Source organism: Streptomyces blattellae (genome assembly GCF_009709555.1).
GTDB lineage: Bacteria > Actinomycetota > Actinomycetes > Streptomycetales > Streptomycetaceae > Streptomyces > Streptomyces blattellae.
This window is the reverse complement of sequence record NZ_WJBG01000167.1, coordinates 13,914-34,004: the sequence shown is the minus strand read 5'-3', so window position 1 is coordinate 34,004 and position 20,091 is coordinate 13,914. Positions and strand designations below refer to the sequence as shown.

Genomic DNA, 20,091 nt, shown 5'->3' with positions numbered 1-20,091 from the left:
TCTCGTCTAGCGCAGGCGCTGGGAGATGACCTTCGACACACCGTCGCCCTGCATGGAGACGCCGTACAGGGCGTCGGCGACCTCCATCGTCCGCTTCTGGTGGGTGATCACGATCAGCTGCGAGGCCTCCTGCAGCTCCTGCATGATGCGGATCAGCCGCTGCAGGTTGGTGTCGTCGAGCGCGGCCTCGACCTCGTCCATCACGTAGAACGGGCTGGGCCGCGCCTTGAAGATCGACACCAGCAGCGCTACGGCGGTCAGCGAGCGCTCGCCGCCGGAGAGCAGGCTGAGCCGCTTGACCTTCTTACCCGGGGGACGCGCCTCGACATCGACGCCCGTGGTGAGCATGTTGTCGGGATCGGTCAGGATCAGCCGTCCCTCACCGCCCGGGAACAGCCGGCTGAAGACGCCCTCGAACTCCCGGGCCGTGTCCCGGTAGGCCTCGGTGAAGACCTGTTCGACGCGCTCGTCGACCTCCTTGACGACCTGGAGCAGATCCGCGCGGGTCTTCTTCAGGTCCTCCAGCTGCTCGCTGAGGAACTTGTGCCGCTCCTCCAGCGCCGCGAACTCCTCCAGCGCGAGCGGGTTGACCTTGCCGAGCTGCTGATAGGCCCGCTCGGCGGACTTGAGCCGCTTCTCCTGCTCCGCCCGGGTGAACGGCCTGGGCTGGTTGCGGGGATGCCCGGGATCCTCCGGCAGCTGCTCCCCCTCCGCCGGGAGCGAGGGCGGGACGAGCTGATGCGGGCCGAACTCGTCGACGAGCCCGGCCGGCTCGACACCCAGTTCCTCCAGCGCCTTGGTCTCCAGCTGCTCGATCCGCATCCGCTTCTCGGCGCCGAGCACCTCACCGCGGTGCACGGAGTCCGTCAGCTTGTCCAGTTCGGCCTTGAGATCACGCCCCGTGTTGCGGGCGACGGTCAGCTCCTGCTCGCGCCGCGCCTTGGCGGCCTCGGCGGCGGTGCGTTCCTCGTCGGCGCGGGCGAGGGAGACCTCGACGTGCGCGAGCAGCTGCCGCGCTCCGGAGGCGACCGCTTCCGCGACTGCGGCCTCGTGCCGCATCCGGGCCCGCCGCTGCTCGGCACGCGCGCGTGCCTCGCGTTCCGCTCGGGCGGCGCGGTCGAGGGAGTCGGCGCGTCCCGCGAGTCCCTTGACCCGCTCCTCGTGCGTACGGACCTGAAGCCGGGCCTCCATCTCGGTCTGCCGGGCGTTGGCCCCGTCGGCGGCGAGCCGATCCCGTACGGAGGTGTCGGGCTCCTCCTCGACCGGCATCTCCTCGGCGACAGCGAGCCGCTCGGCCAGCTCCTCTGCCTCTTGTACGGCCTTGTCGAGCGCCTCCTGTGCCCGAGCCGCCGCCGCGGTGGACCGCTCCGCCTCCCCCGCGGCGCCGCGCGCCTGACCGGCGAGCCGCCCGAGCTGCTGCGCCACGGCCGACTTCTCCCGGTCGGCGGCCCTGCGTCGCTCCCCTACGGCTTCGACGAGCGCGGCGCACTCCTGGCGCCGGTCGGCCGCCGCGGCTTGCGCCTCGGTGAGTTCCTCGCACCGGACGGCCAGCTCTTCCAACTCGGTCGCGGCCTCGTCCACGGATGCCTGTACTTCGAGGAGGCTGGGTGCTCCGGCGGAGCCGCCGTGCGCGAAGTGGGCGCCCAAAAGGTCGCCTTCGGCGGTTACGGCGGTGAGGTCGGGATGGGCGTGGACCAGGTCTTCGGCGTCTTCGAGGGTGGCTACGACGACGATGCCGTGGAGGAGACGTCGTACTGCGGGCATGAGGTCGACGGGGGCGCGGACCAGGTCTGCCGCGTAGGCATGCGGCCCCGCGTCCCTTTGGGGCCCTTCCGGCCCCCCTGCCAGGAGAAGTGCCGCACGGCCGCCGTCCTCCTTGCGCAGCAAGCGGATCGCGTCCGCCGCCGACGACGTCGACGTCACCGCGATCGCGTCCGCCGCCGCCCCGAAAGCCGCCGCCAGCGGGACCTCGTAGCCCGGTGTCACCGTCAGCAGCTCCGCGGCCGGGCCCAGCAACCCCGTGAGGCGGTCCTTCGCGCCCAGCAGCGCTCCGGTACCGTCCTTGCGGCGCAGGCCCAGCGCCAGCGCCTCATGGCGGGCCTGGGTGGCGGCGCGTTTGCGCTCCGCCGCTGTGGCCGCCTCGCGGGCCGCCGTCAGCGCGGTTTCCGCCTCGGTCAGTGCTGTCCTGGCCGCTTCGTGCTGCTCGGCGAGTTCCGCGTCGTCCGCATCCAGGCCGTCCACCTCGGCCTTGAGGGTTTCGTACTCCTCCTGAGCGGTGACGGCGCGTTCCTGGGCCTCGTCGCGGGCGGCGGCGAGGCGGTCGATCTCCGCCTGGGCGGAGGCGGCGCGCGAACGGGCCGCGTTGACCTGGCCGTTCAGCCGGGCGAGGCTCTCGCGGCGATCGGCGATGGAACGGGCGACGTCCTTCAGGCGCCGTTCCTCCAGGGCCAGTTCGCGCTCCAGTTCGGCGCGGTGCGCGACCGTGTCGTCCAGCGCCCGCTCAGCCGCCTCCAGAGCCGCTTCGAGCTCGGCCTCCTGCTCACGGATCCGGTTGGCCTCACGCTCCATGTCCTCGGGGTCACGGCCCCGGCGTTCCTCGGCGGGCGCGGAAGTGGCGCTCTTCACCCGGGCGTCGGCCAGCGAGATCGTGCCGCGGACGCGTTCGGCGAGCTGGGAGAGTTCGTACCAGGTCTGCTGGGCGCGCTGGAGCCGCGGCGTGAGCTGCCGGACCTCGTCCTCCAGGAGCGCCTCCCGCTGGAGTGCCTTCTTCAGCTCCAGTTCGGCCGCTTCCTTGCGTTCCTTCAGCGCGGCCTCGTCGGCGACTTCGGCGTTGAGCGCCTCTCGGAGTCGTACGAGATCGTCGGCGAGCAGGCGGAGGCGGGCGTCACGGAGGTCGGCCTGGATGACGGCGGCCCTGCGCGCGACGGCGGCCTGCCGGCCCAGCGGCTTGAGCTGTCTTCGGAGTTCGTCGGTCAGGTCCTGCACGCGCGCGAGGTTGGCCTGCATCGCGTCCAGCTTCCGGAGAGCCTTCTCCTTTCGCTTGCGGTGCTTCAGCACACCCGCGGCCTCTTCGATGAAAGCCCTGCGGCCCATCGGATCCGCGTGCAGTACGGAGTCGAGCTGGCCCTGGCCGACGATGACGTGCATCTCGCGGCCGATGCCGGAGTCGGAGAGGAGTTCCTGGATGTCGAGCAGGCGGCAGGTGTCGCCGTTGATCTGGTACTCGCTGCCGCCGTTGCGGAACATGATCCGCGTGATGGTGACCTCGGCGTACTCGATGGGCAGCGCCCCGTCGGAGTTGTCGATGGTCAGGGACACCTCGGCGCGGCCCAGCGGCGGGCGGCCCGTGGTGCCGGCGAAGATGACGTCCTCCATCTTGCCGCCGCGCAGCGACTTGGCGCCCTGCTCACCCATGACCCAGCTGAGCGCGTCCACCACATTGGACTTGCCCGAGCCGTTCGGTCCGACGACACACGTGATCCCCGGCTCGAACCGGAGCGTGGTCGCCGAGGCGAACGACTTGAACCCACGGAGGGTCAGGGCCTTGAGGTGCACGCCGCTGGACTCTACCTCCCGCCGGTGTCTCAGACGCCGAACCCTGGGGTCCCCTTGCGGTTTCACCTTTGAACGTGCAGGGCACACCAGACGTTAAAGAAGGTGAAAGGATGCGCGGGGGCAAGAAAGAAGGGACGCCGAAGCGTCCCTTGCAAACTCTGACAACTTAAGCGGTTGATACGGGCTGCCCAACCACTGCTGTCGTGGTGTGATGCAGTGATCAGGTGAGCGCAGGCTCCGCCTGGTGTGCGTCGATACTCTCCATGACCCTGTCGTGAGAGTCGATGTCGATGCTCTCCATGATCCTGTCGTGAGAAGCGGCAGCCGTCAGCGCGTCGTTCTCCGCCTGGATCCGGCCGAGCTCGGATTCCAGATCCTGGACGCGCTGCTGGAGCCGTCGCATCTCGGCGAGGAGTCGAGGGTCGGAGCCGCCGACGTAACCGAGAAGCGCCTTTGCCATGATGGATGGTCCTCCACACTGAGTGACCGACCGATGCGGTGTGGGTCGTGAGGGATTCGCACCCGCGGTGCTTGGCACTGTTGAGTTTGTGCTGCCGTTCATCCATGCCAAACAGCTAAGGTGCGCGGGGCTTTCAGCGTCTCACCAAAAAGTTTGACGGTCAACACGATCACGCCCTGCATTGGCGGGCATCCCGGGGGCGCGCGGCCGTGAAAGCGGCGGCGCTGCTGCTCCTGCGGGCCCCTCAGGGCGTGACGATCATCCTTGTCTGCGGAGCCTGCCACGGTAAGCGGTTCTTGGCAACCACCAGGGCCTTTCTGCTCGGGGCAACTGCCGGTGGCACGCCCCTCCGCTTCGGCCCGGCCCGCTTTACGGAAATCGCTCAGCGGATCGAGAAGCCGTCGTAGCCGCCGCGGGGTGTGTCCCAGATCTCGGTGACTCCGTCTACGCGGCCGGGCGTGTCGGCGCCCTGAAGCCAGTCGAGGAGTCCTTGACACGCTCCGCGCGGGCCCTCCGCGACCACCTGGACCCGTCCGTCCGCCAAATTGAGAGCAAAACCACTCAGGCCGCCGAGTTCGAGCGCCTTGGCCCGCGTGAACCAGCGAAAACCCACACCTTGCACGCGTCCGCGCACCCAGGCGACCAACCGCACATCCTCGCTCATGGGTGCAACCTAACGGGCCGATGTCTCTCCGGACACTTCCTCATCCAGCGCCATGCGGTACCGTCCAGCCCCAATGAATCTCATATGAAACTCACTCGATCGAGTGAGTCGCGTTGACCGCACGGGCGAATCGACCGCCAGGACGAGGAAGGCAAGGACATGGGACGCCACCGACGCTCAGCCGCCGGCCGCGCCGCCACGGGCCGCGCCACGGGGGTCACGGAAACGCACGGTTCCCACACGGGGAGCCACGACCCGCAGGACTCGTACAACGCATACGACGCATACGACGCATACGCAACCGACCGTCCCGCGATGGGCATGGCGCCCTACCTGAACAACGAGGCGTACGCCGAGACCACCGCGCGCAGCGAGCGCTACCTCTTCGCCTCGGACGAGGACTACCGCGTCGTCTTCCCTGAGGAAGCACCCGGCGACAGCGCACGGCGGGCGGGTGGGCGCCGCCACAAGAAGAAGGCGGCGCGTCCGGTGCGCACCGGGCTGCTCGGCGTCTCCGCCGCGGTCGCCATCGGCACCGTCGCGGTCGCCACGGGTGTGGTGCCCGGCGTGGACGACTACCAGCTCGGCGGCGGCAGCGACGGCGGCGACAACGTGCAGGCCGTGGACACACCGTCGAACACCGCGACCGAGCAGGGCGGCACGTCCGGTGCTGCCGAGAGCCGCGGGACCGACGAGTCGACGAGCCGTGACACCGAGCGTTCGGCCTCGCCGACGCCGTCCGCCTCGGCGTCCTCCGCGGCGCCGGCCAAGACTCCGTCGAAGGAGCCGAAGGCCCCGCCGGCCAAGACCGAGAAGCCGAAGCCCACCCCCACCCCGTCGCGTACGGCCACCAAGGCGCCGGAGAAGGAGAGCAACGCCCCGGTGACGGTCTCCGCTGAGGCCAGGGCCGAGGCGGAGGTGCTCAGGCTGGTCAACCAGGAGCGGGCGAAGGTGGGCTGCAGCCCCGTGGCCGCCAACAGCGCCCTGGCCGAGCTGGCCCGGGACTTCAGCGACGCCATGGCCGCCCAGGGGTTCTTCGACCACACCGACCCCAGCGGGGCCACTCCGTGGGACCGGGCCGAAGCGGCCGGGATAACCGACCTCGGCGGCGAGAACATAGCCCGCGGCCAGGCCGACGCGGCCGCCGTCATGGATGCCTGGATGAACAGCCCCGGACACAGGGCCAACATCCTGAACTGCGACTTCAAGACGCTGGGCGTGGGTGTCCACCTCGGGGCCGGCGGGCCGTGGTGGACACAGGACTTCGGCTACTGAGCGCTCAGCTGGAAGTTCCGGCCTAGCACTAACCCTCGGTTAGCGCTATACACGAGTACGCTTGTGCTATGGACATCGCTCAGGAGCGCGCCGAGGCGCAGGATCTCCCGTACAACGTGTTCGCCAGGGCCTGCCCCTCGCGCGGCACGCTGGAGCACGTCACGGGCCGCTGGGGCGGACTGACCCTCGGCGTGCTGTACGAAGGTTCGCTGCGCTTCAATGAGCTGCGCCGCCGCGTCGACGGCGTGAGCGAGAAGATGCTGTCCCAGACGCTGCACGCGCTGGAGCGCGACGGCCTGGTGCACCGCGAGGCCCAGCCGACCAACCCGCCCCGCGTGGACTACGAGCTGACCCCGCTCGGCCGCGAGGTCGCCGAGCGCCTGCTGACCCTCATCCACTTCGTGGAGGGCCGCATGGACGACGTGCTCTCCGCGCGCACGCGCTACGACGAGACGCGCGGCGCCCTCTGACACGTCGGGCAGAAGTAGCTCGACCGGTTCATCCAGGGGCGGCGGCGCATCGGCGTACCGCACCTCTTGCACGGCAGCCCTTCACGGCCGTACGCGTCGAGTGAGCGGTCGAAGTAGCCGGACTCCCCGTTGACGTTGACGTAGAGGCTGTCGAAGCTGGTGCCGCCGACGGCGAGCGCGGCGTTCATCACATCCCTTACGTGGCCCAGGAGTTCGGCCGTCCGGGGGCGGGTGAAGCCTGACGTGGGGCGCTCGTAGTGGATCCGGGCACGCCAAAGGGCCTCGTCCGCATAGATGTTGCCGACACCGCTGATCAACGACTGGTCGAGCAGGGCTCGTTTGATGGTGGTGCGCTTGCGGCGCAGCGCCTGGTGGAAGGCCTCGTCGTCGAAGAGGGGGTCGAGCGGATCGCGGGCGATGTGCGCGATGACGTCGGGCAGGCCGTCGGGGGTGGTGTCGTGCAGCGACAGGCCGCCGAAGGTGCGTTGGTCGACGAAGCGGAGTTCGGCCGGGCCCGCCGCGGCAGCCGCTGATGTGGACGTGTCGACGAACGTGACCCGGATCCTCAGGTGCTTCTCGTCGGGTGCCGCCTGCGGCTGGACCAGCAGTTGGCCGCTCATGCCGAGGTGGGCCAGGATCGACTGGTGCGTGTCCTCCAGGGGCAGCCAGAGGTATTTGCCGCGGCGGCCGGGGGTGCCGATGCGATGGCCCTTGAGGCGGTGCACGAAGTCGTCGGCACCGGCGAGATGGCGGCGTACCGCGCGCGGGTGGAGGACCTCGGCCTCGGCGACGGTGCGGTGGGCGACCCACCGGGCCAGGCCCCGCCGTACGACCTCGACCTCGGGCAACTCGGGCATGGGATCCCCCGTATACAAGCCGGTGTACGGGCCGAGCGCCCGCCCCGCAAGGCGGGGCGGGCGCTCGGCCTGCGTTGTTCGTCAGGCGGAGGCCTGCGCCTCGTCGGCGCCTCCGGCGGCTTCCGCCACCTCGGCTCCGGCCGCTGCGACCTGCGCCGTGTCGGCCTTGGCTGCCTTGGCACGCTCCTCCGCGGCGGCCTTGATGGACCGCCAGGCGGACTCGGCGGCCTGCTGCTCCGCCTCCTTCTTGCTGCGGCCGGTGCCGGTGCCGTACGAGACGCCTCCGACGCGGGCGGCAGCGGTGAAGGTCTTCTCGTGGTCGGGGCCGGTCTCCGTGACCAGGTACTCGGGTACACCGAGCCCCTCGGTCGCGGTCAGCTCCTGGAGACTGGTCTTCCAGTCCAGGCCGGCTCCGAGGTTCGAGGACTTCTCGATCAGCGGGTCGAACAGACGGTGGACCAGCTCCGACGCCGAGTCCAGACCCTGGTCGAGATAGACCGCGCCGATCACCGCTTCCAGGGTGTCGGCGAGGATGGACGCCTTGTCCCGGCCGCCCGTGCCCTCTTCACCGCGGCCGAGCCGGATGAAGGAGCCCAGGTCGAGACCACGGCCGACCTCCGCCAGCGCACGCGAGTTGACCACCGCGGCCCGCAACTTGGCCAGCTGGCCTTCGGGCAGGTCGGGGTGGGTGCGGTACAGCGTGTCCGTGACGACGAGGCCGAGCACGGAGTCCCCCAGGAACTCCAGCCGCTCGTTCGTCGGCAGGCCGCCGTTCTCGTATGCGTAGGACCGGTGGGTCAGCGCACGCACCAGAAGGGCGGACTCAAGCTTGTACCCGAGCCGCCCTTCCAACAGCGTGTGGGACGAGGCCGTGTTGTCCGCCGGGGTACTCCCGCTCGCGCGGGAAGAGTTCTTCTTTGGCGTGGACACAGTGCCTCTCACCAGCCGCTCAGACCTCGAGGACCTGGCGCTTGTTGTAAGTGCCGCAAGACGGGCACGCGATGTGCTGCTGCTTGGGCTCGTGGCAGCGCTCGCACGCAACCAGGGTGGGGACCGCAGCCTTCCACTGCGACCGGCGGTGGCGCGTGTTGCTGCGCGACATCTTCCGCTTCGGAACAGCCACGGCTACTTCTCCTGCTTCTCGTCGACGCGTGCTGACTGAGTCGCGCCGCCGCTCATCTCGTCCTTCTCGCCGTCTCCGAGTGAACCGGCGAGTCCCTGCAGTGCCGCCCAACGGATGTCGACGGCGTCGTGGTGGTGGTCCGGGTCGTCCGCCAGCCGGGCTCCGCACTGGGAGCACAGGCCGGGGCAGTCGTCCTGGCACACCGGCTGCATCGGCAGTGCGAGCACCACCGCATCGCGCAGCACGGGTTCGAGGTCGAACAGGCCGTCCTCGATGAAGAGCCTGTCCTCGTCTTCTGCGGATCCCTCGGCGTCGTCGGCCGGCTCCGCCTTGGGGCGGCCCCGGTCGTCGGCGTCAGGGTACGAGAACATCTCCTGGAAGTCCGCTTCGAGCGCCAGCTCAAGCGGCTCCAGACACCTTACGCACTCCCCCTCGGCCTGTGCACGGGCGGTGCCTGTGACAAGCACCCCTTCCATGACCGACTCAAGCCGGAGTTCGAGCTCCACCGGGGCGCCTTCCGGCACTCCGATGACTCCCTGGATACCGAGATCCTTGGGAGCGTCGATCTCGCGGGTCAGGCGCTGCAACGCACCGGGCCGCCGTCCCAGCTCGTGTGTGTCGAACACGAGCGGGTTGCGGTGGTCGAGGCGGGCTGTCACGCCGTTCCTGCTTTCGATCTTCGAACTCAGAGGGACGCCGCCCTTCGATGTCTGCCGGGCAGCATTGATCGCGGACGTACGCGCGACCGAAGAGCCAGGATACTGGACCTTTCGCTCTCGGCCCAATCCGCCGGGTACCGGGGCCTCAGCCGTTGCCGCGTCCCTGCTCGTAGGCCCGCAGTTGCTCGGCGCTGATCATGCTGGTGTCGAAGAGGCTGGTCTCGTCGAGGGCGTAGCCCTGCTGGGCCTGCTGGGGCGCCTGGTTCGGGTCGTACGCCGTCGCCGGCTGCTGGGCGTCATAGCCCTGGAAGGGGGCACCTCCCGCCGGAGCGTAGCCGGAGGTGGGGGAGTACGGGTCGGCCTGCTGGTAGCCGTAGGCGTCCTGCTGGGCGTAGGTCTGCTGCTGGTAGCCGCCGTACGGGTCCTGCTGCGCGGTCTGCTGGTAGCCGTACGCCGGCTGCGGCTGGGCGTAGTCCGGCTGCTGGGGCTGTTGGGGCTGTTCGGGCTGCTGCGGGGCCGCGGCGTCCTGCTCGGCGAGGGCCGCGAGGTCGGCGAGGTAGTCGGCGTCGCTGGAGTGCTGGACGGTGCCGGTGTCGCCGGCGAGGGCGCCGAGGTCGTCCGAGGCGATACGGCCGTGCAGCTTCTGCCGGCCGCGGCCGACGGCTTCCAGGGTCTTGGCGAGGACCGCCTCGAAGGCGCCCAGCTTGACGTCCACGTACTCGTCGGCGGAGCGGCGCAGGGTCTCGGGGTCGTGGCTGCGCTCGGGGGCGTCCTCGTCCTCGTAGCCCTGCTCGTCGAGGCCGGGTCCGGTGCCGAGGAGCTTCTCGCGGCCACGGCCGACCGAGCCGAGGGTCTTGGTGAGGACGACCTCGAAGTTGGCGAGCTTGGAGTCGACGTAGTCGTCGGCCTCGGCGCGGATCTCCTCGGCCTCCTTGCGGGCTTCGACGACGATGCGGTCGGCCTCGCTCTGGGAGCGGCGGGCGACCTCGGTGTCGGAGATCAGCGAGCCGCGCTCGGCGTGCGCGCTCTGGATGATCCGCTCGGCCTCCTGGCGGGCCTGCTCGACCATCTGCTCACGGCCGCCGATCAGCTCCTGGGCCTGCGCGAGGGAGCCGGGCAGCGCTTCGCGCACCTCTTCGAGCAGCGCGAGCAGTTCGGCGCGGTTGACCACGCACGAGGCCGACATGGGCATCGACCGGGCACTGGAGACCGCGGCGACGATCTCGTCGAGCTTCTTCTGCACGTCCACCGTGTGCTCGCCACTCTCTACAGCTGTGATGGAGACGGACGGGTCGACTGTACGACCATGGGGTGCCCGTCGGACACCGGGTAACGGATTGTCAGCTTCCGGGGGATTTTCCGCGGCTTTCCGGAGTGGTTTTCCGGGGATCCGTGATACGGCCTGCTCAGTCCTTCTTCAGACGCTCGGTGAGCGCATCGAAAACCACCGGCGGGACCAGGTGGGAGACGTCGCCGCCCCACGTCGCGACCTCCTTGACCAGGGAGGACGACAGGAAGCTATAGGTGGGGTTGGTCGGCACGAAGAGCGTCTCGACGCCCGACAGGCCGTTGTTCATCTGGGCCATCTGCAGCTCGTAGTCGAAATCGCTGACCGCGCGCAGGCCCTTGACGATGGCCGGGATGTCGCGTTCCTTGCAGAAGTCGACGAGCAGGCCGTGAAAGGCCTCGACCCGGACGTTCCCGAATTCGGCGGTGACCTGGCGGATCAGGTCGATCCGCTCCTCGATCTCGAACAGGCCCTTCTTGGCCTTGTTGATCATCACCGCGACATAGACCTCGTCATACAGCCTGGAGGCACGGCCAATGATGTCGAGGTGTCCGTTGGTGATCGGGTCGAACGACCCGGGACAGACGGCGCGGCGCACTTGAGATCCCTCGCTCTCCGGTCCGGTCATCATGCGTCTTCGCACGTAGAGGCGGCGCGACCGTACCAAAACGTTCCCTCGCCGTAACGACGGGCCCGGATCGCGTCGAAGCCTGGCGGCCAGCCGAACTCGCCGCCTCTGGTGCTGCGCTCCACGGTGACGAGGGCCTCCGGCGCTAGCCAGCCCTCGGTGCGGAGTGTGAGCAGGATCTCCCGAAGATCGTGATCTGAGACTCGGTACGGCGGATCGAGGAAGACGATGTCGTACGGCTCGGTCGGCGCGGGTGACTGGATGATCTGTTCGGCTTTGCCGGCCCTCACCTCGGCGCCGGGGAGGCCGAGAGCCTTCACGTTCTCGCGGACGATGCGGGCGGCTCGGGCGTCGGCCTCGACGAGCAGGGTGTGGCCGGCGCCACGGGAGAGGGCCTCCAGGCCGACTGCGCCTGAACCCGCGTAGAGGTCGAGGACGCGTTCGCCGTCCAGGGGGCCGCCGAGGAGGGACTGCCATGTGGAGAACAGGCCCTCGCGTGCGCGGTCGGACGTGGGGCGGGTGCCGGTCCCCGGCGGGACGGCCAGGCGGCGTCCGCCGGCTGCGCCGGCGATCACGCGGGTCATCTTCGGTCCTCGGTTGTGAGCGGCTTCAAGTTCGTTGTGAGCGGCTTTGGGTTCGTTGTGAGCAGCTTTGGGTTCAGTGTGGCTGGTCGCGCCCGCGCGGCGGTAGCCGCATATGGATTACAGCCCCGCGCCCCTGAGGTTTCTCTCCTTCATCCCTTCACCTCTTCACCCCTTTTCCAGGTACTGCTCTCTTTCCTCGTCCAAAAGGGCGTCCAGGGCCGTTCGTAGGCCTGGGAGCTGCTTCAGCTCCGGGTCGGCGGCCACCACCGCTGCCGCCTCCTCCCTCGCCTCCGCGATGATCTCCTCGTCCTCTATGACGGCGAGCATGCGCAGGCTGGTGCGGGCGCCGGACTGGGCCTGGCCGAGGACGTCGCCCTCGCGGCGTTGTTCGAGGTCGATGCGGGAGAGTTCGAAGCCGTCGTGGGTGGCGGCCACGGCGTTCAGTCGCTGGCGGGCCGCGCTGGCCTCGGGCATGTCGGTGACCAGGAGGCAGAGGCCCGGCGCCGAGCCACGGCCCACTCGGCCGCGCAGCTGATGCAGCTGGGAGACGCCGAAGCGGTCGGCGTCCATGATCACCATGACGGTGGCGTTGGGGACGTTCACGCCGACCTCGATGACCGTGGTGGCGACCAGGACGTCCGTCTCCCCCGCGGCGAAGCGGCGCATGACCGCGTCCTTGTCGTCCGGGTGCATACGGCCGTGCAGGACCTCGACCCCGAGGCCTTGCAGGGGGCCCTTGGCGAGTTGGCCGGCCACGTCCAGGACGGCGAGCGGCGGGCGCTTCTCGGCCTCGTCCTCGGCGGACTTCTTCTTTTTCGGGTCCTCCTCCTCGTCGCCGATCCGCGGGCAGACGACGTACGCCTGGTGCCCCTTGCCGACCTCCTCGCGCACCCGCTCCCAGGCCCTGGCGAGGAAGTGCGGCTTGTCGGCGGCCGGGACGACATGGCTGGCGATCGGTGAGCGCCCGGCCGGGAGCTGGTCCAGGACGGAGGTCTCCAGGTCGCCGAAGACGGTCATGGCGACCGTGCGCGGGATGGGCGTGGCGGTCATGACCAGCAGGTGGGGCGGCTGCTTGCCCTTGCCGCGCAGGGCGTCGCGCTGCTCGACACCGAAGCGGTGCTGTTCGTCGACGACGACCAGGCCGAGGTCGTGGAACTGCACCTTGTCCTCGATCAGCGCATGCGTGCCGATCACGATCCCGGCCTCCCCGGTGACCAGGTCGAGCAGCGCCTGGCGGCGGGCGGCGGCGCCCATCGAGCCGGTGAGCAGCACGACCTTGGTCGCCTGCTCGGCGCCGCCGAGCATCCCGCCCTCGGCCAGCTCGCCCATCATCTCGACGATGGACCGGTGATGCTGCTGGGCGAGCACCTCGGTGGGGGCGAGCATGGCGGACTGGCCGCCTGCGTCGACGACGGTGAGCATGGCGCGAAGGGCCACCATCGTGTTGTGGGTCACCGTGAAGTGGTCGGTGACGTAGGCACGGCTCGGGTGCGCGACGCTGATGCACTGGACGGGCTTTCGTCCTGCGTACTCCACCGCGCGGATTCCGCGCCGGAACGTGTGGTCTTCCGGCGGCCTGGGCCGTACACGCCCGGCCTTGCGACGCAACCTGAAGGGGGCGTATTCGTCGGGCAGGGCCAACGAGACGGTGCAGGCAGCGTCCTCCGGGAGAACCCGCGCCCGACCGCCGAGCGAGCGCACGAGCCAGGCGACGTCGTCCGCGAGCCTGCGCGAAGCCGGGCGGAGCGAGATGCTCAGCCCGTCTGCGTGGACGGTGCCATCGGTGTCCAGAAGCCCCTGGAGAAGAGCCAGACGGTTCTTGACCGAAGTGTTCTTGAATCCGTCGGGAACGAATTTTCCGCGTGCACCCGCTGCCACGGCATCACGCGGCTCGCCGTCGATCGTGGGCAGTCGCAGGTCGTCGTGTGGGAAGGAGCCGTCTCCCAGCAGGAGACCGAACAGATACGGATCGAGGGGCAGTGCGCAATCGCCGCCGAGATCGACCGGGGCAGCAGCCGGGAGATACCACTTCGAGGATCCGTCTGCCTCGAAGGTGTCCTTGCGAAGCTCGCGAGTCGTCATGACCTCGGGAGCCTGTCCACGGTGCCATCCGCGACTGGTGCCGACGATCCACAGATGCTCGTCATCGCACTCGACCTGGCTCCCATCAGTGAGGATCAGGCGCCAGACATCGCGCTCACCCTGCGGGAAGACCCCATCGACAAGGGCGGTCTCGCCATCGGGAACGATGATTTCGTCACCCACCCTCATGTCCCCCATGCGGCGGAAACCGGCGGGTGTGAGCACGAGCGAGTCGAGGGGCTGGGCCTTGCCCGAGCCCACCTCCCCCTGAAGCAGCCGGTGCATCGGGTGCTCGGTCGCCAGGTCGTCGAAGATCTCCTTGGAGACCTTCCGCTGGCCGTCGGTGAGGGTGAAGGGGAGGCGGTCGTCGAACGCCGTGAGGAGGCCGTCCGGCGTGGGTTTGCGGGCGACCGCCGGGAGCAGGGCGTCGGCGTGGCGGCGGCGGGCGAGGGCGACCTGGAGGACGAAGGCCTCGTCCCACTTGAGGCGGGAGCGGGCGTCGTCGATGTCCGCCTTGGTGTGCGGGCGGTGGATCTTGAGCAGGGCCTCGGGGAGGGGAAGCAGACCGCGGTCTTCACGGAGGGTGTCCGGGAGGGGGTCGAGGGCCTCCTGGGCGCTGGGCAGGACCGTCTGGAGCGCCTTGCCGATCTTCCAGGACTCCAGCTTGGCGGTGGCGGGGTAGAGGGGGATGAGGGCGCCGGCCCAGGTTTCGACGGTTTCCTCCGCTTCCTCCGTGTCACCGCGGAGCAATTCGTAGGCCGGATGTGCCAGTTGGAGGCGGCGGTTGAAGACGGAGACCTTGCCCGCGAACATCGCACGGGTGCCCGGCAGCAGTTCCTTGTGGGGCTTGTGAACTCCGTGGCCGAAGAAGACCAGTTGGAGTCGGCCGCTGCCGTCGGTGATGGTGACTTCGAGGCGCTGGCCCTTGCCTCGGGGGGCCTTGGACGAGGCGAACGAGTGCAGGCGGGCGTCGGCGACCATCGCGACCACCGTCACATGCTCGTCCATGGGGAGGTCGGCGAGGTGGGTGAGCTGGCCCCGCTCCTCATATCTGCGCGGGTAGTGGTGCAGGAGATCGCCGACGGTGTGCAGGCCGAGATGCTCGGCCATCACCTTCGCGGTGGCGGGGCCGAGCACCTTCTTCAGTGGTTCGTCCAGTGCGGGCACGAGATCCATTGCACACCACACCACTGACAATGCCGTATACGTCTCGGGAATCTCCTGGTCAGACGGCTCGTTCGGGCCATAGGATGGCGCGCTCCGGCCATCCTTTCCGCGGTCACCGCCTCACACGGGACCGCCCGACCCCGCGCCGTCGACAGTCCCCCCACCGGCGCCGTGACGATGGACTCCCAGATCTCACAGCCATCCCAGGCACCCCAGCCACCTCATACGTTCCAGGTCGACCTGCGCGGTCTGGTGGACCTGCTCTCTCATCACCTCTACTCCAGCCCCAAGGTCTACCTGCGGGAACTTCTGCAGAACGCCGTCGACGCCATCACGGCGAGACGGGCCGAACAACCCGGCTCCCCTGCCTGCGTGCGGCTGTACGCGGAGGGCGGGACCCTGCGCGTGGAGGACTCCGGGATCGGGCTCACCGAAGCGGACGTGCACAGCCTCCTTGCGACGATCGGCCGCAGCTCGAAGCGGGCGGAGGGTTTGCAGGAGGCCCGGTCCGACTTCCTCGGTCAGTTCGGCATAGGCCTGCTGGCCTGTTTCGTCGTCGCCGAGCGGATCCGGGTCGTCAGCCTGAGCGCCCGTACGCCCGGTGCGGCGCCGGTGGAGTGGACCGCGACGGACGACGGCTCGTACACCGTACGGAGCCTGCCGCCGGACGCCCGCACCGAACCCGGCACCACCGTGCACCTGGTGGCGCGTCCCGGCGCCGGGGAATGGCTCACCGAGGAACGGGTGCTCGCGCTGGCCCGGGACTTCGGGTCCCTGCTGCCGTACGACGTCCGGGTCGGCGGCGAGGCGGTCACGGACCTGCCCGCGCCCTGGGACCGTACGTACCCCTCCCCCGCCACCCGAAGGGTGGCCCTGGCCCGGCACTGCCACGAGCTGTTCGGCTTCACCCCGCTGGACGCGATCGAGCTGAACGTGCCGCTCGCCGGTGTCCGGGGCGTGGCGTACGTGCTGCCGTCCGCGGTCAGCCCGGCCCAGCGGGCGAGTCATCGCGTCCACCTCAAGGGCATGCTGCTGACCGAGCGGGCCGAACAGCTGCTGCCCGACTGGGCGTTCTTCGTGCGCTGTGTGCTCGACACCGACAGTCTGCGGCCCACGGCCTCGCGCGAGTCGCTGTATGAGGACGAGACGCTCGCCGCCGTACGGGAGGCCCTCGGGGAAAGGATTCGCTCGTGGCTCACGGGGCTGGCCGCCGGTGATCCGGAGCGGCTGGCCGCGTTCCTGTCCGTGCACTACCTGGGCGTGAAGTCCCTCGCGCGGCACGACAAGGAGATGCTGCGCACGATGCTGCCGTGGCTGCCCTTCGAGACGACCGACGGGCGGCTGTCCCTGGAGGAGTTCGCGCAGCGGCACCCGGTGGTGCACTTCACGCGGAGCGTCGAGGAGTACCGGCAGGTCGCGCCGATCGCGTCCGCGCAGGGCGTCGGGGTGATCAACGGCGGTTACACGTACGACAGCGAGCTGGTCGAGGCGCTGCCGTCGGTGCGGCCGGGGACCGTGGTCGCCGAGCTGGACGCCGACACCGTGACCGCGCATCTGGACGCGGTCGATCCGGCGGAGGAGTTGGCGCTGGCGGGGTTCTTGGCGGCGGCGCGGGCGACGCTGGACCCACTGGGATGTGACATAGTACTGCGCTCCTTCCACCCGCTGTCCGTGCCCGCACTGCACCTCGACGACCGCGCGGCCCGGCACGAGCAGGCCCGGGCCGAGGCCGAGGAGCAGGCCGACGACCTCTGGGCGGGCATCCTCGGTTCGCTGCGCGGCAGTGCGCCACGCGCGCGGCTGGTGCTCAATCATCTCAACCCGCTGATCCGCAGGATCAGTTCCCTTCAGGACCCGGAGCTGATCGGCACCGCCACGGAGTCGCTGTACGGGCAGGCCCTGCTGATGGCGCAGCGGCCGCTCAGGCCCGCCGACTCGGCGTTGCTGAACCGGGCGTTCATCGGCCTCCTGGAGTGGGCCACGCACAGCGAGGACGGTCAGCGATGAATGAGATCACGGACTTCGACTCCCTGCGCCGGGCGATGGCGGAGAACGGCGAGCAGCCGGAGGGCCCGGCCCGCAACGCGCGCGCGGAGCAACTGCTCGCGGAGGCCGAGAAGCTGAACACCCCCCTTGCGGTGATCGAGGCGCTCGGGCACCAGCTGAAGGTCTACAACTACAGCTCCGAGAAGGACAAGATGTTCGTCCCCTTCGCGCGCCTGCTGCGCATGTGGGACGAGCGGCCGGAGGACTTCGACGAGTACGAGACCCATTCGCTGCACTGGGTCTTCAAGTGGATGTCGTCCGGCATGCTCGACCAGCCGCACATCCCGCTCGCGTCCGTCGAGAAGTGGCTCGGCGAGATGGAACACCGCTACCGGCTCGCCGGGCACTCCGAACGGGCCGTGCGCAGCGCCGAGTTCAGTGTGGCCGCGCACGTCGGGGACGTCGACCGGGCCGAGCGGGCGTACGCCGCGTGGCTGGCCGCCGACCGGGACAGCATGGCCGACTGCCACGCGTGCGAGCTGCACGGGCAGGGGTGGTGGCAGGCGGAGCGGGGGCGGGACGCGGCGGCGCTGGAGCTGTGGGCGCCCGTTCTGGAGGGCGAGTTCAGCTGCGCCCACGAGCCGCACACGGTCCTGGCGTCGTCCCTGGTGCCCCTGCTGCGGCTGGGCCGCCTGGATGAGGCCCGCGCCAACCATCTGCGGGGTTTCCGGCTCGTACGGCCCATGGAGAGCATGCGCGGCGCGTACGCGGACCACGTGGAGTTCTGTGCGCTGACCGGTAACGAGGCGCGCGGCCTGGAGCTGCTCGCGGAGCGGCCGACGTACTTCACCGACAGCGGGCATCCGCGCAGCAGGCTGGACTTCATGAGTGTCGTGGCCCTGCTCATGGACCGGCTGACCGCGCTGGGGCTGGGCGGCGGGCGGGTGCCGGGTCCGGCCGGGCGGGAGTGGAGCGCGGGTGAACTCGCCGCCCACGCGCGCGTGGAGGCCCTGGCGCTGGCCGGGCGGTTCGATCAGCGCAACGGCACGGCGCGGGTGAGCGAGCAGGCACGTGCGCGTATGGAGCAGCGGCCACTGGTGGAGCGGCTGCCGCTCGGGGTGCGCTCGGCACGTCCCGCGACGGTTCCCCTCCCGCCGGTTCCGGCGCACGATGAGGCCGTGGAGCCCGATCTGCCCGCGCTGCTGGCCGAGGCCCGGCGGCTGTCGGACACCCTGCAGCCGAACGCCGTCGAGGCATGGGCGGCGGTCGCCCGAGCCGCCGAGGGGGCCGAGCTGGACCCACGGGACCGCGCTGAGATCGCCGACCACCGTGCGATGAGCCTCGGCCCCGAAGGCATCGCCCTGTTCGAGCGCGCCGCCGAGCTGTACGCGGAGGCGGGCGACCCCGGTGAGGCCTTGGCGGCACGCGCGCGTGCGGCGTACATGCTCGCGCTCGCGGGCGACATCGACGAGGCACTGAGGTCCGTCGCCGGCCCGTACGACGAGGTCCTGGCGCTCTACGCCGAAGGCGGCACCGGCCTGCCGCAGACGGCGTCGGTATTGATGGGCAAGGCCCGGATCCTGATGCGGCGGGTGCACGAGACGGCGCATTCCGCGGGTGCCGCGGCCCCGGACGACGACTCGTCACCGAACACGAACGACGACTTCCCACCCGCCGAGATCCCGGCCAACGGCCCGGCCCAGGACGCGTCCGCCGACCGCCCCTCACCGGATCCAGGCGACAACGTCCGCCACAGCGACCCGCACAGCCACAGCGACCCGCCCGCCACACCCTCCCCACCGGACGCGACCGGGGACGGCGGCTCCCCGGAACACGAGATCCCGGGCCGCAGCCCGGCGCGGGATGTGTCCGTCGAGCAGTCCTCGCCTGTCGAGCTGGCCTTCGTGCGTGCCGAAGGTGCCGCTCGGGAGGTGCTGGCGCTGGTGGAGGGGCGGGTCGGGGGCGATGTGCGGCTTGCCTCGCGGGTCGCTGAGGGGCAGGCGATGCTCGCGGAGCTGGCCGCGCTCGCCGGGGACGTGGAGGGGGCCGCGGAGCTGTTCGCGCGGGCCGCGGCCGCGTTCGTCGGGGCCGGGCTGCCGTGGTTCGCGGTGGAGTACGAGGCCCGGCTGGCGGGACTTGCGCACCACCTGGGCGACACGGCGGAGGCCGAGCGGGCGCTGCGTGCGGCGCTGGAGCACGGCGGACCGCACCTGGAGCCGGTCGGCCGCGCCCAGCTGCACCTTCAGCTCGCCGAGGTCCTGGGCGGCCTGGGCCGGTCCGCGGAGGCCGCCGAACACGCCCTGGACGCGGCGCACTGGGCCGAGGAGGCGGGCGAGGGCCCGACGCTCGGCGCCTGGGCACGGCATCAGCTCGGCGGGTTCCTGCTGCGCCAGGGCCGTTGGGCGGAGGCCGCGGAGGTGCTGGAGTCGGCGCTGCCCGACGTGACCGCCGAAACACACGGCGACGGCGCGGTCGTACAGACGCAGTGGTGGCTCGGCGACTGCCTGAGCGAGCTCGGCGAACACCGCGCGGCGGCCGAACGGCGTTTGCAGGCCGCCGAGATCGCCCGGAACTGGCCCGAGCAGCACGACCATGCCACGCTCGCCCATCTCGCCGCGGAGTCCCTGGGGCACGCGGGGCTGCACGACGAGGCCGACCAGGCCTACGCGCGCGCGGGCGCGCTGTGGCGCGAACTCGGCAACGTACACGGCCTGGTGCGTTCCCTGCGCGCCCGCGCCTGGCTCGCGCTGCGCACCCAGGAGGGGCCGGAGGAGGCACGGGAGCTGATGGCGGGCGCAGTCCGCGAGTGCGCGACGGCACGGGACGCCACCGCCGACGAAGAGTCCCGGCAGCGGCTCACCGCGGAACTCGGCCACACCCACCGGCAGTTCGGCGACCTGCTCGCCCGGTCCGCCACCGAGGACGCCGAGGACGACTCGATCCGGGCCACCCTCGAAGATGCCCTGGGCCAGATGCTGGACGCGGTCACGGTGTTCGCCGCCGCCGGTGATGACGCCCTGCACGCCCGCACCGGCGCCGAACTCGCCGCCGGCTGGCTGGAGGCAGACCTGAGCCGCCCCGCGCAGGCCGCGGCACGCGCGCGTGCGGTGCTGGTCGCGTACGACGGTGCCGACGACGGCGACGAGACGGTACAGGCCCGGCGGGCGGAGGCGGAGCAGATGCTCCAGCTGATGCAGGAACAGGGTCTGGAGGGACAGGGCCTGTAGGGACGGGGCTGGAGGGACGGGGCCTGAACGAATAGGGCTTAGGAAGACCGCGGTCTACAGGAAGAA

At 70.4% G+C, this 20,091-nt stretch carries 15 protein-coding genes; 4 read left to right on the top strand and 11 right to left on the bottom strand.

Annotated features, from left to right (window positions below):
- Positions 1–6 precede the first annotated feature (6 nt).
- From smc to GFH49_RS21270, 3 genes are all read right to left on the bottom strand, one after another.
- Entirely contained in the window at positions 7–3,555 is a 3,549-nt protein-coding gene (gene smc, locus GFH49_RS21285; RefSeq protein WP_155057689.1) for a chromosome segregation protein SMC, read from the bottom strand.
- Positions 3,556–3,775: 220 nt separating this feature from the next.
- Positions 3,776–4,015, bottom strand: a complete 240-nt coding sequence (locus GFH49_RS21280) for a hypothetical protein (RefSeq protein ID WP_155057688.1) — start codon at positions 4,013–4,015, stop codon at positions 3,776–3,778.
- A 382-nt stretch (positions 4,016–4,397) separates the two neighbouring features.
- Positions 4,398–4,679, bottom strand: coding sequence for an acylphosphatase (locus GFH49_RS21270; protein ID WP_155057686.1), 282 nt, complete (start codon positions 4,677–4,679; stop codon positions 4,398–4,400).
- Positions 4,680–4,838: 159 nt separating this feature from the next.
- Here GFH49_RS21270 and GFH49_RS21265 point away from each other — a divergent pair, with 159 nt between their 5' ends.
- A complete protein-coding gene (locus GFH49_RS21265) occupies positions 4,839–5,954 on the top strand; it encodes a CAP domain-containing protein (RefSeq protein ID WP_155057685.1) in 1,116 nt (371 codons plus the stop codon).
- Positions 5,955–6,022: 68 nt separating this feature from the next.
- Positions 6,023–6,424, top strand: a complete 402-nt coding sequence (locus tag GFH49_RS21260; RefSeq protein ID WP_155057684.1) for a winged helix-turn-helix transcriptional regulator — start codon at positions 6,023–6,025, stop codon at positions 6,422–6,424.
- Here GFH49_RS21260 and mutM read toward each other — a convergent pair.
- From mutM to GFH49_RS21220, 8 genes are all read right to left on the bottom strand, one after another.
- Positions 6,397–7,281, bottom strand: a complete 885-nt coding sequence (gene mutM, locus GFH49_RS21255; RefSeq protein WP_155057683.1) for a bifunctional DNA-formamidopyrimidine glycosylase/DNA-(apurinic or apyrimidinic site) lyase — start codon at positions 7,279–7,281, stop codon at positions 6,397–6,399. The genes GFH49_RS21260 and mutM overlap by 28 nt on opposite strands.
- An 81-nt stretch (positions 7,282–7,362) precedes the next feature.
- On the bottom strand, positions 7,363–8,211 hold the full coding sequence (gene rnc, locus GFH49_RS21250; RefSeq protein WP_155057682.1) for a ribonuclease III: 849 nt from the start codon (positions 8,209–8,211) through the stop codon (positions 7,363–7,365).
- A 19-nt stretch (positions 8,212–8,230) separates the two neighbouring features.
- Positions 8,231–8,404: a 50S ribosomal protein L32 gene (gene rpmF / locus GFH49_RS21245; protein ID WP_003951102.1), complete on the bottom strand. Its 174-nt coding sequence runs from the start codon at positions 8,402–8,404 to the stop codon at positions 8,231–8,233.
- 2 nt (positions 8,405–8,406) lie between these two features.
- Positions 8,407–9,063: a YceD family protein gene (locus tag GFH49_RS21240; protein ID WP_155057681.1), complete on the bottom strand. Its 657-nt coding sequence runs from the start codon at positions 9,061–9,063 to the stop codon at positions 8,407–8,409.
- A 145-nt stretch (positions 9,064–9,208) separates the two neighbouring features.
- Positions 9,209–10,312, bottom strand: a complete 1,104-nt coding sequence (locus GFH49_RS21235; protein WP_155057680.1) for a F0F1 ATP synthase subunit B — start codon at positions 10,310–10,312, stop codon at positions 9,209–9,211.
- Positions 10,313–10,469: 157 nt separating this feature from the next.
- A complete protein-coding gene (coaD, locus tag GFH49_RS21230) occupies positions 10,470–10,949 on the bottom strand; it encodes a pantetheine-phosphate adenylyltransferase (protein WP_196218073.1) in 480 nt (159 codons plus the stop codon).
- Between the two features lie 29 nt (positions 10,950–10,978).
- On the bottom strand, positions 10,979–11,563 hold the full coding sequence (gene rsmD / locus GFH49_RS21225) for a 16S rRNA (guanine(966)-N(2))-methyltransferase RsmD (RefSeq protein WP_155057678.1): 585 nt from the start codon (positions 11,561–11,563) through the stop codon (positions 10,979–10,981).
- 165 nt (positions 11,564–11,728) lie between these two features.
- Entirely contained in the window at positions 11,729–14,821 is a 3,093-nt protein-coding gene (locus tag GFH49_RS21220; protein ID WP_155057677.1) for a helicase-related protein, read from the bottom strand.
- Positions 14,822–14,989: 168 nt separating this feature from the next.
- Between GFH49_RS21220 and GFH49_RS21215 the strand changes: the two genes are divergently transcribed.
- Both GFH49_RS21215 and GFH49_RS21210 read left to right on the top strand, forming a co-directional pair.
- Positions 14,990–16,819 carry an HSP90 family protein gene (locus GFH49_RS21215; RefSeq protein ID WP_155057790.1) on the top strand — a complete coding sequence of 610 codons (1,830 nt, stop codon included), beginning with the start codon at positions 14,990–14,992 and terminating at the stop codon, positions 16,817–16,819.
- Positions 16,816–20,025: a tetratricopeptide repeat protein gene (locus GFH49_RS21210; RefSeq protein WP_155057676.1), complete on the top strand. Its 3,210-nt coding sequence runs from the start codon at positions 16,816–16,818 to the stop codon at positions 20,023–20,025. Before GFH49_RS21215 ends, GFH49_RS21210 begins: the two co-directional genes overlap by 4 nt.
- Positions 20,026–20,091: the final 66 nt, after the last annotated feature.

Excerpts from the sequence above, each read along its gene's own strand:
- GFH49_RS21280 (WP_155057688.1), bottom strand. The coding sequence starts at position 4,015 with ATGGCAAAGGCGCTTCTCGGTTACGTCGGCGGCTCCGACCCTCGACTC.
- GFH49_RS21270 (WP_155057686.1), bottom strand. The coding sequence starts at position 4,679 with ATGAGCGAGGATGTGCGGTTGGTCGCCTGGGTGCGCGGACGCGTGCAA.
- GFH49_RS21265 (WP_155057685.1), top strand. The coding sequence starts at position 4,839 with ATGGGACGCCACCGACGCTCAGCCGCCGGCCGCGCCGCCACGGGCCGC.
- GFH49_RS21260 (WP_155057684.1), top strand. The coding sequence starts at position 6,023 with ATGGACATCGCTCAGGAGCGCGCCGAGGCGCAGGATCTCCCGTACAAC.
- mutM (WP_155057683.1), bottom strand. The coding sequence starts at position 7,281 with ATGCCCGAGTTGCCCGAGGTCGAGGTCGTACGGCGGGGCCTGGCCCGG.
- rsmD (WP_155057678.1), bottom strand. The coding sequence starts at position 11,563 with ATGACCCGCGTGATCGCCGGCGCAGCCGGCGGACGCCGCCTGGCCGTC.
- GFH49_RS21220 (WP_155057677.1), bottom strand. The coding sequence starts at position 14,821 with ATGGATCTCGTGCCCGCACTGGACGAACCACTGAAGAAGGTGCTCGGC.
- GFH49_RS21215 (WP_155057790.1), top strand. The coding sequence starts at position 14,990 with ATGGACTCCCAGATCTCACAGCCATCCCAGGCACCCCAGCCACCTCAT.
- GFH49_RS21210 (WP_155057676.1), top strand. The coding sequence starts at position 16,816 with ATGAATGAGATCACGGACTTCGACTCCCTGCGCCGGGCGATGGCGGAG.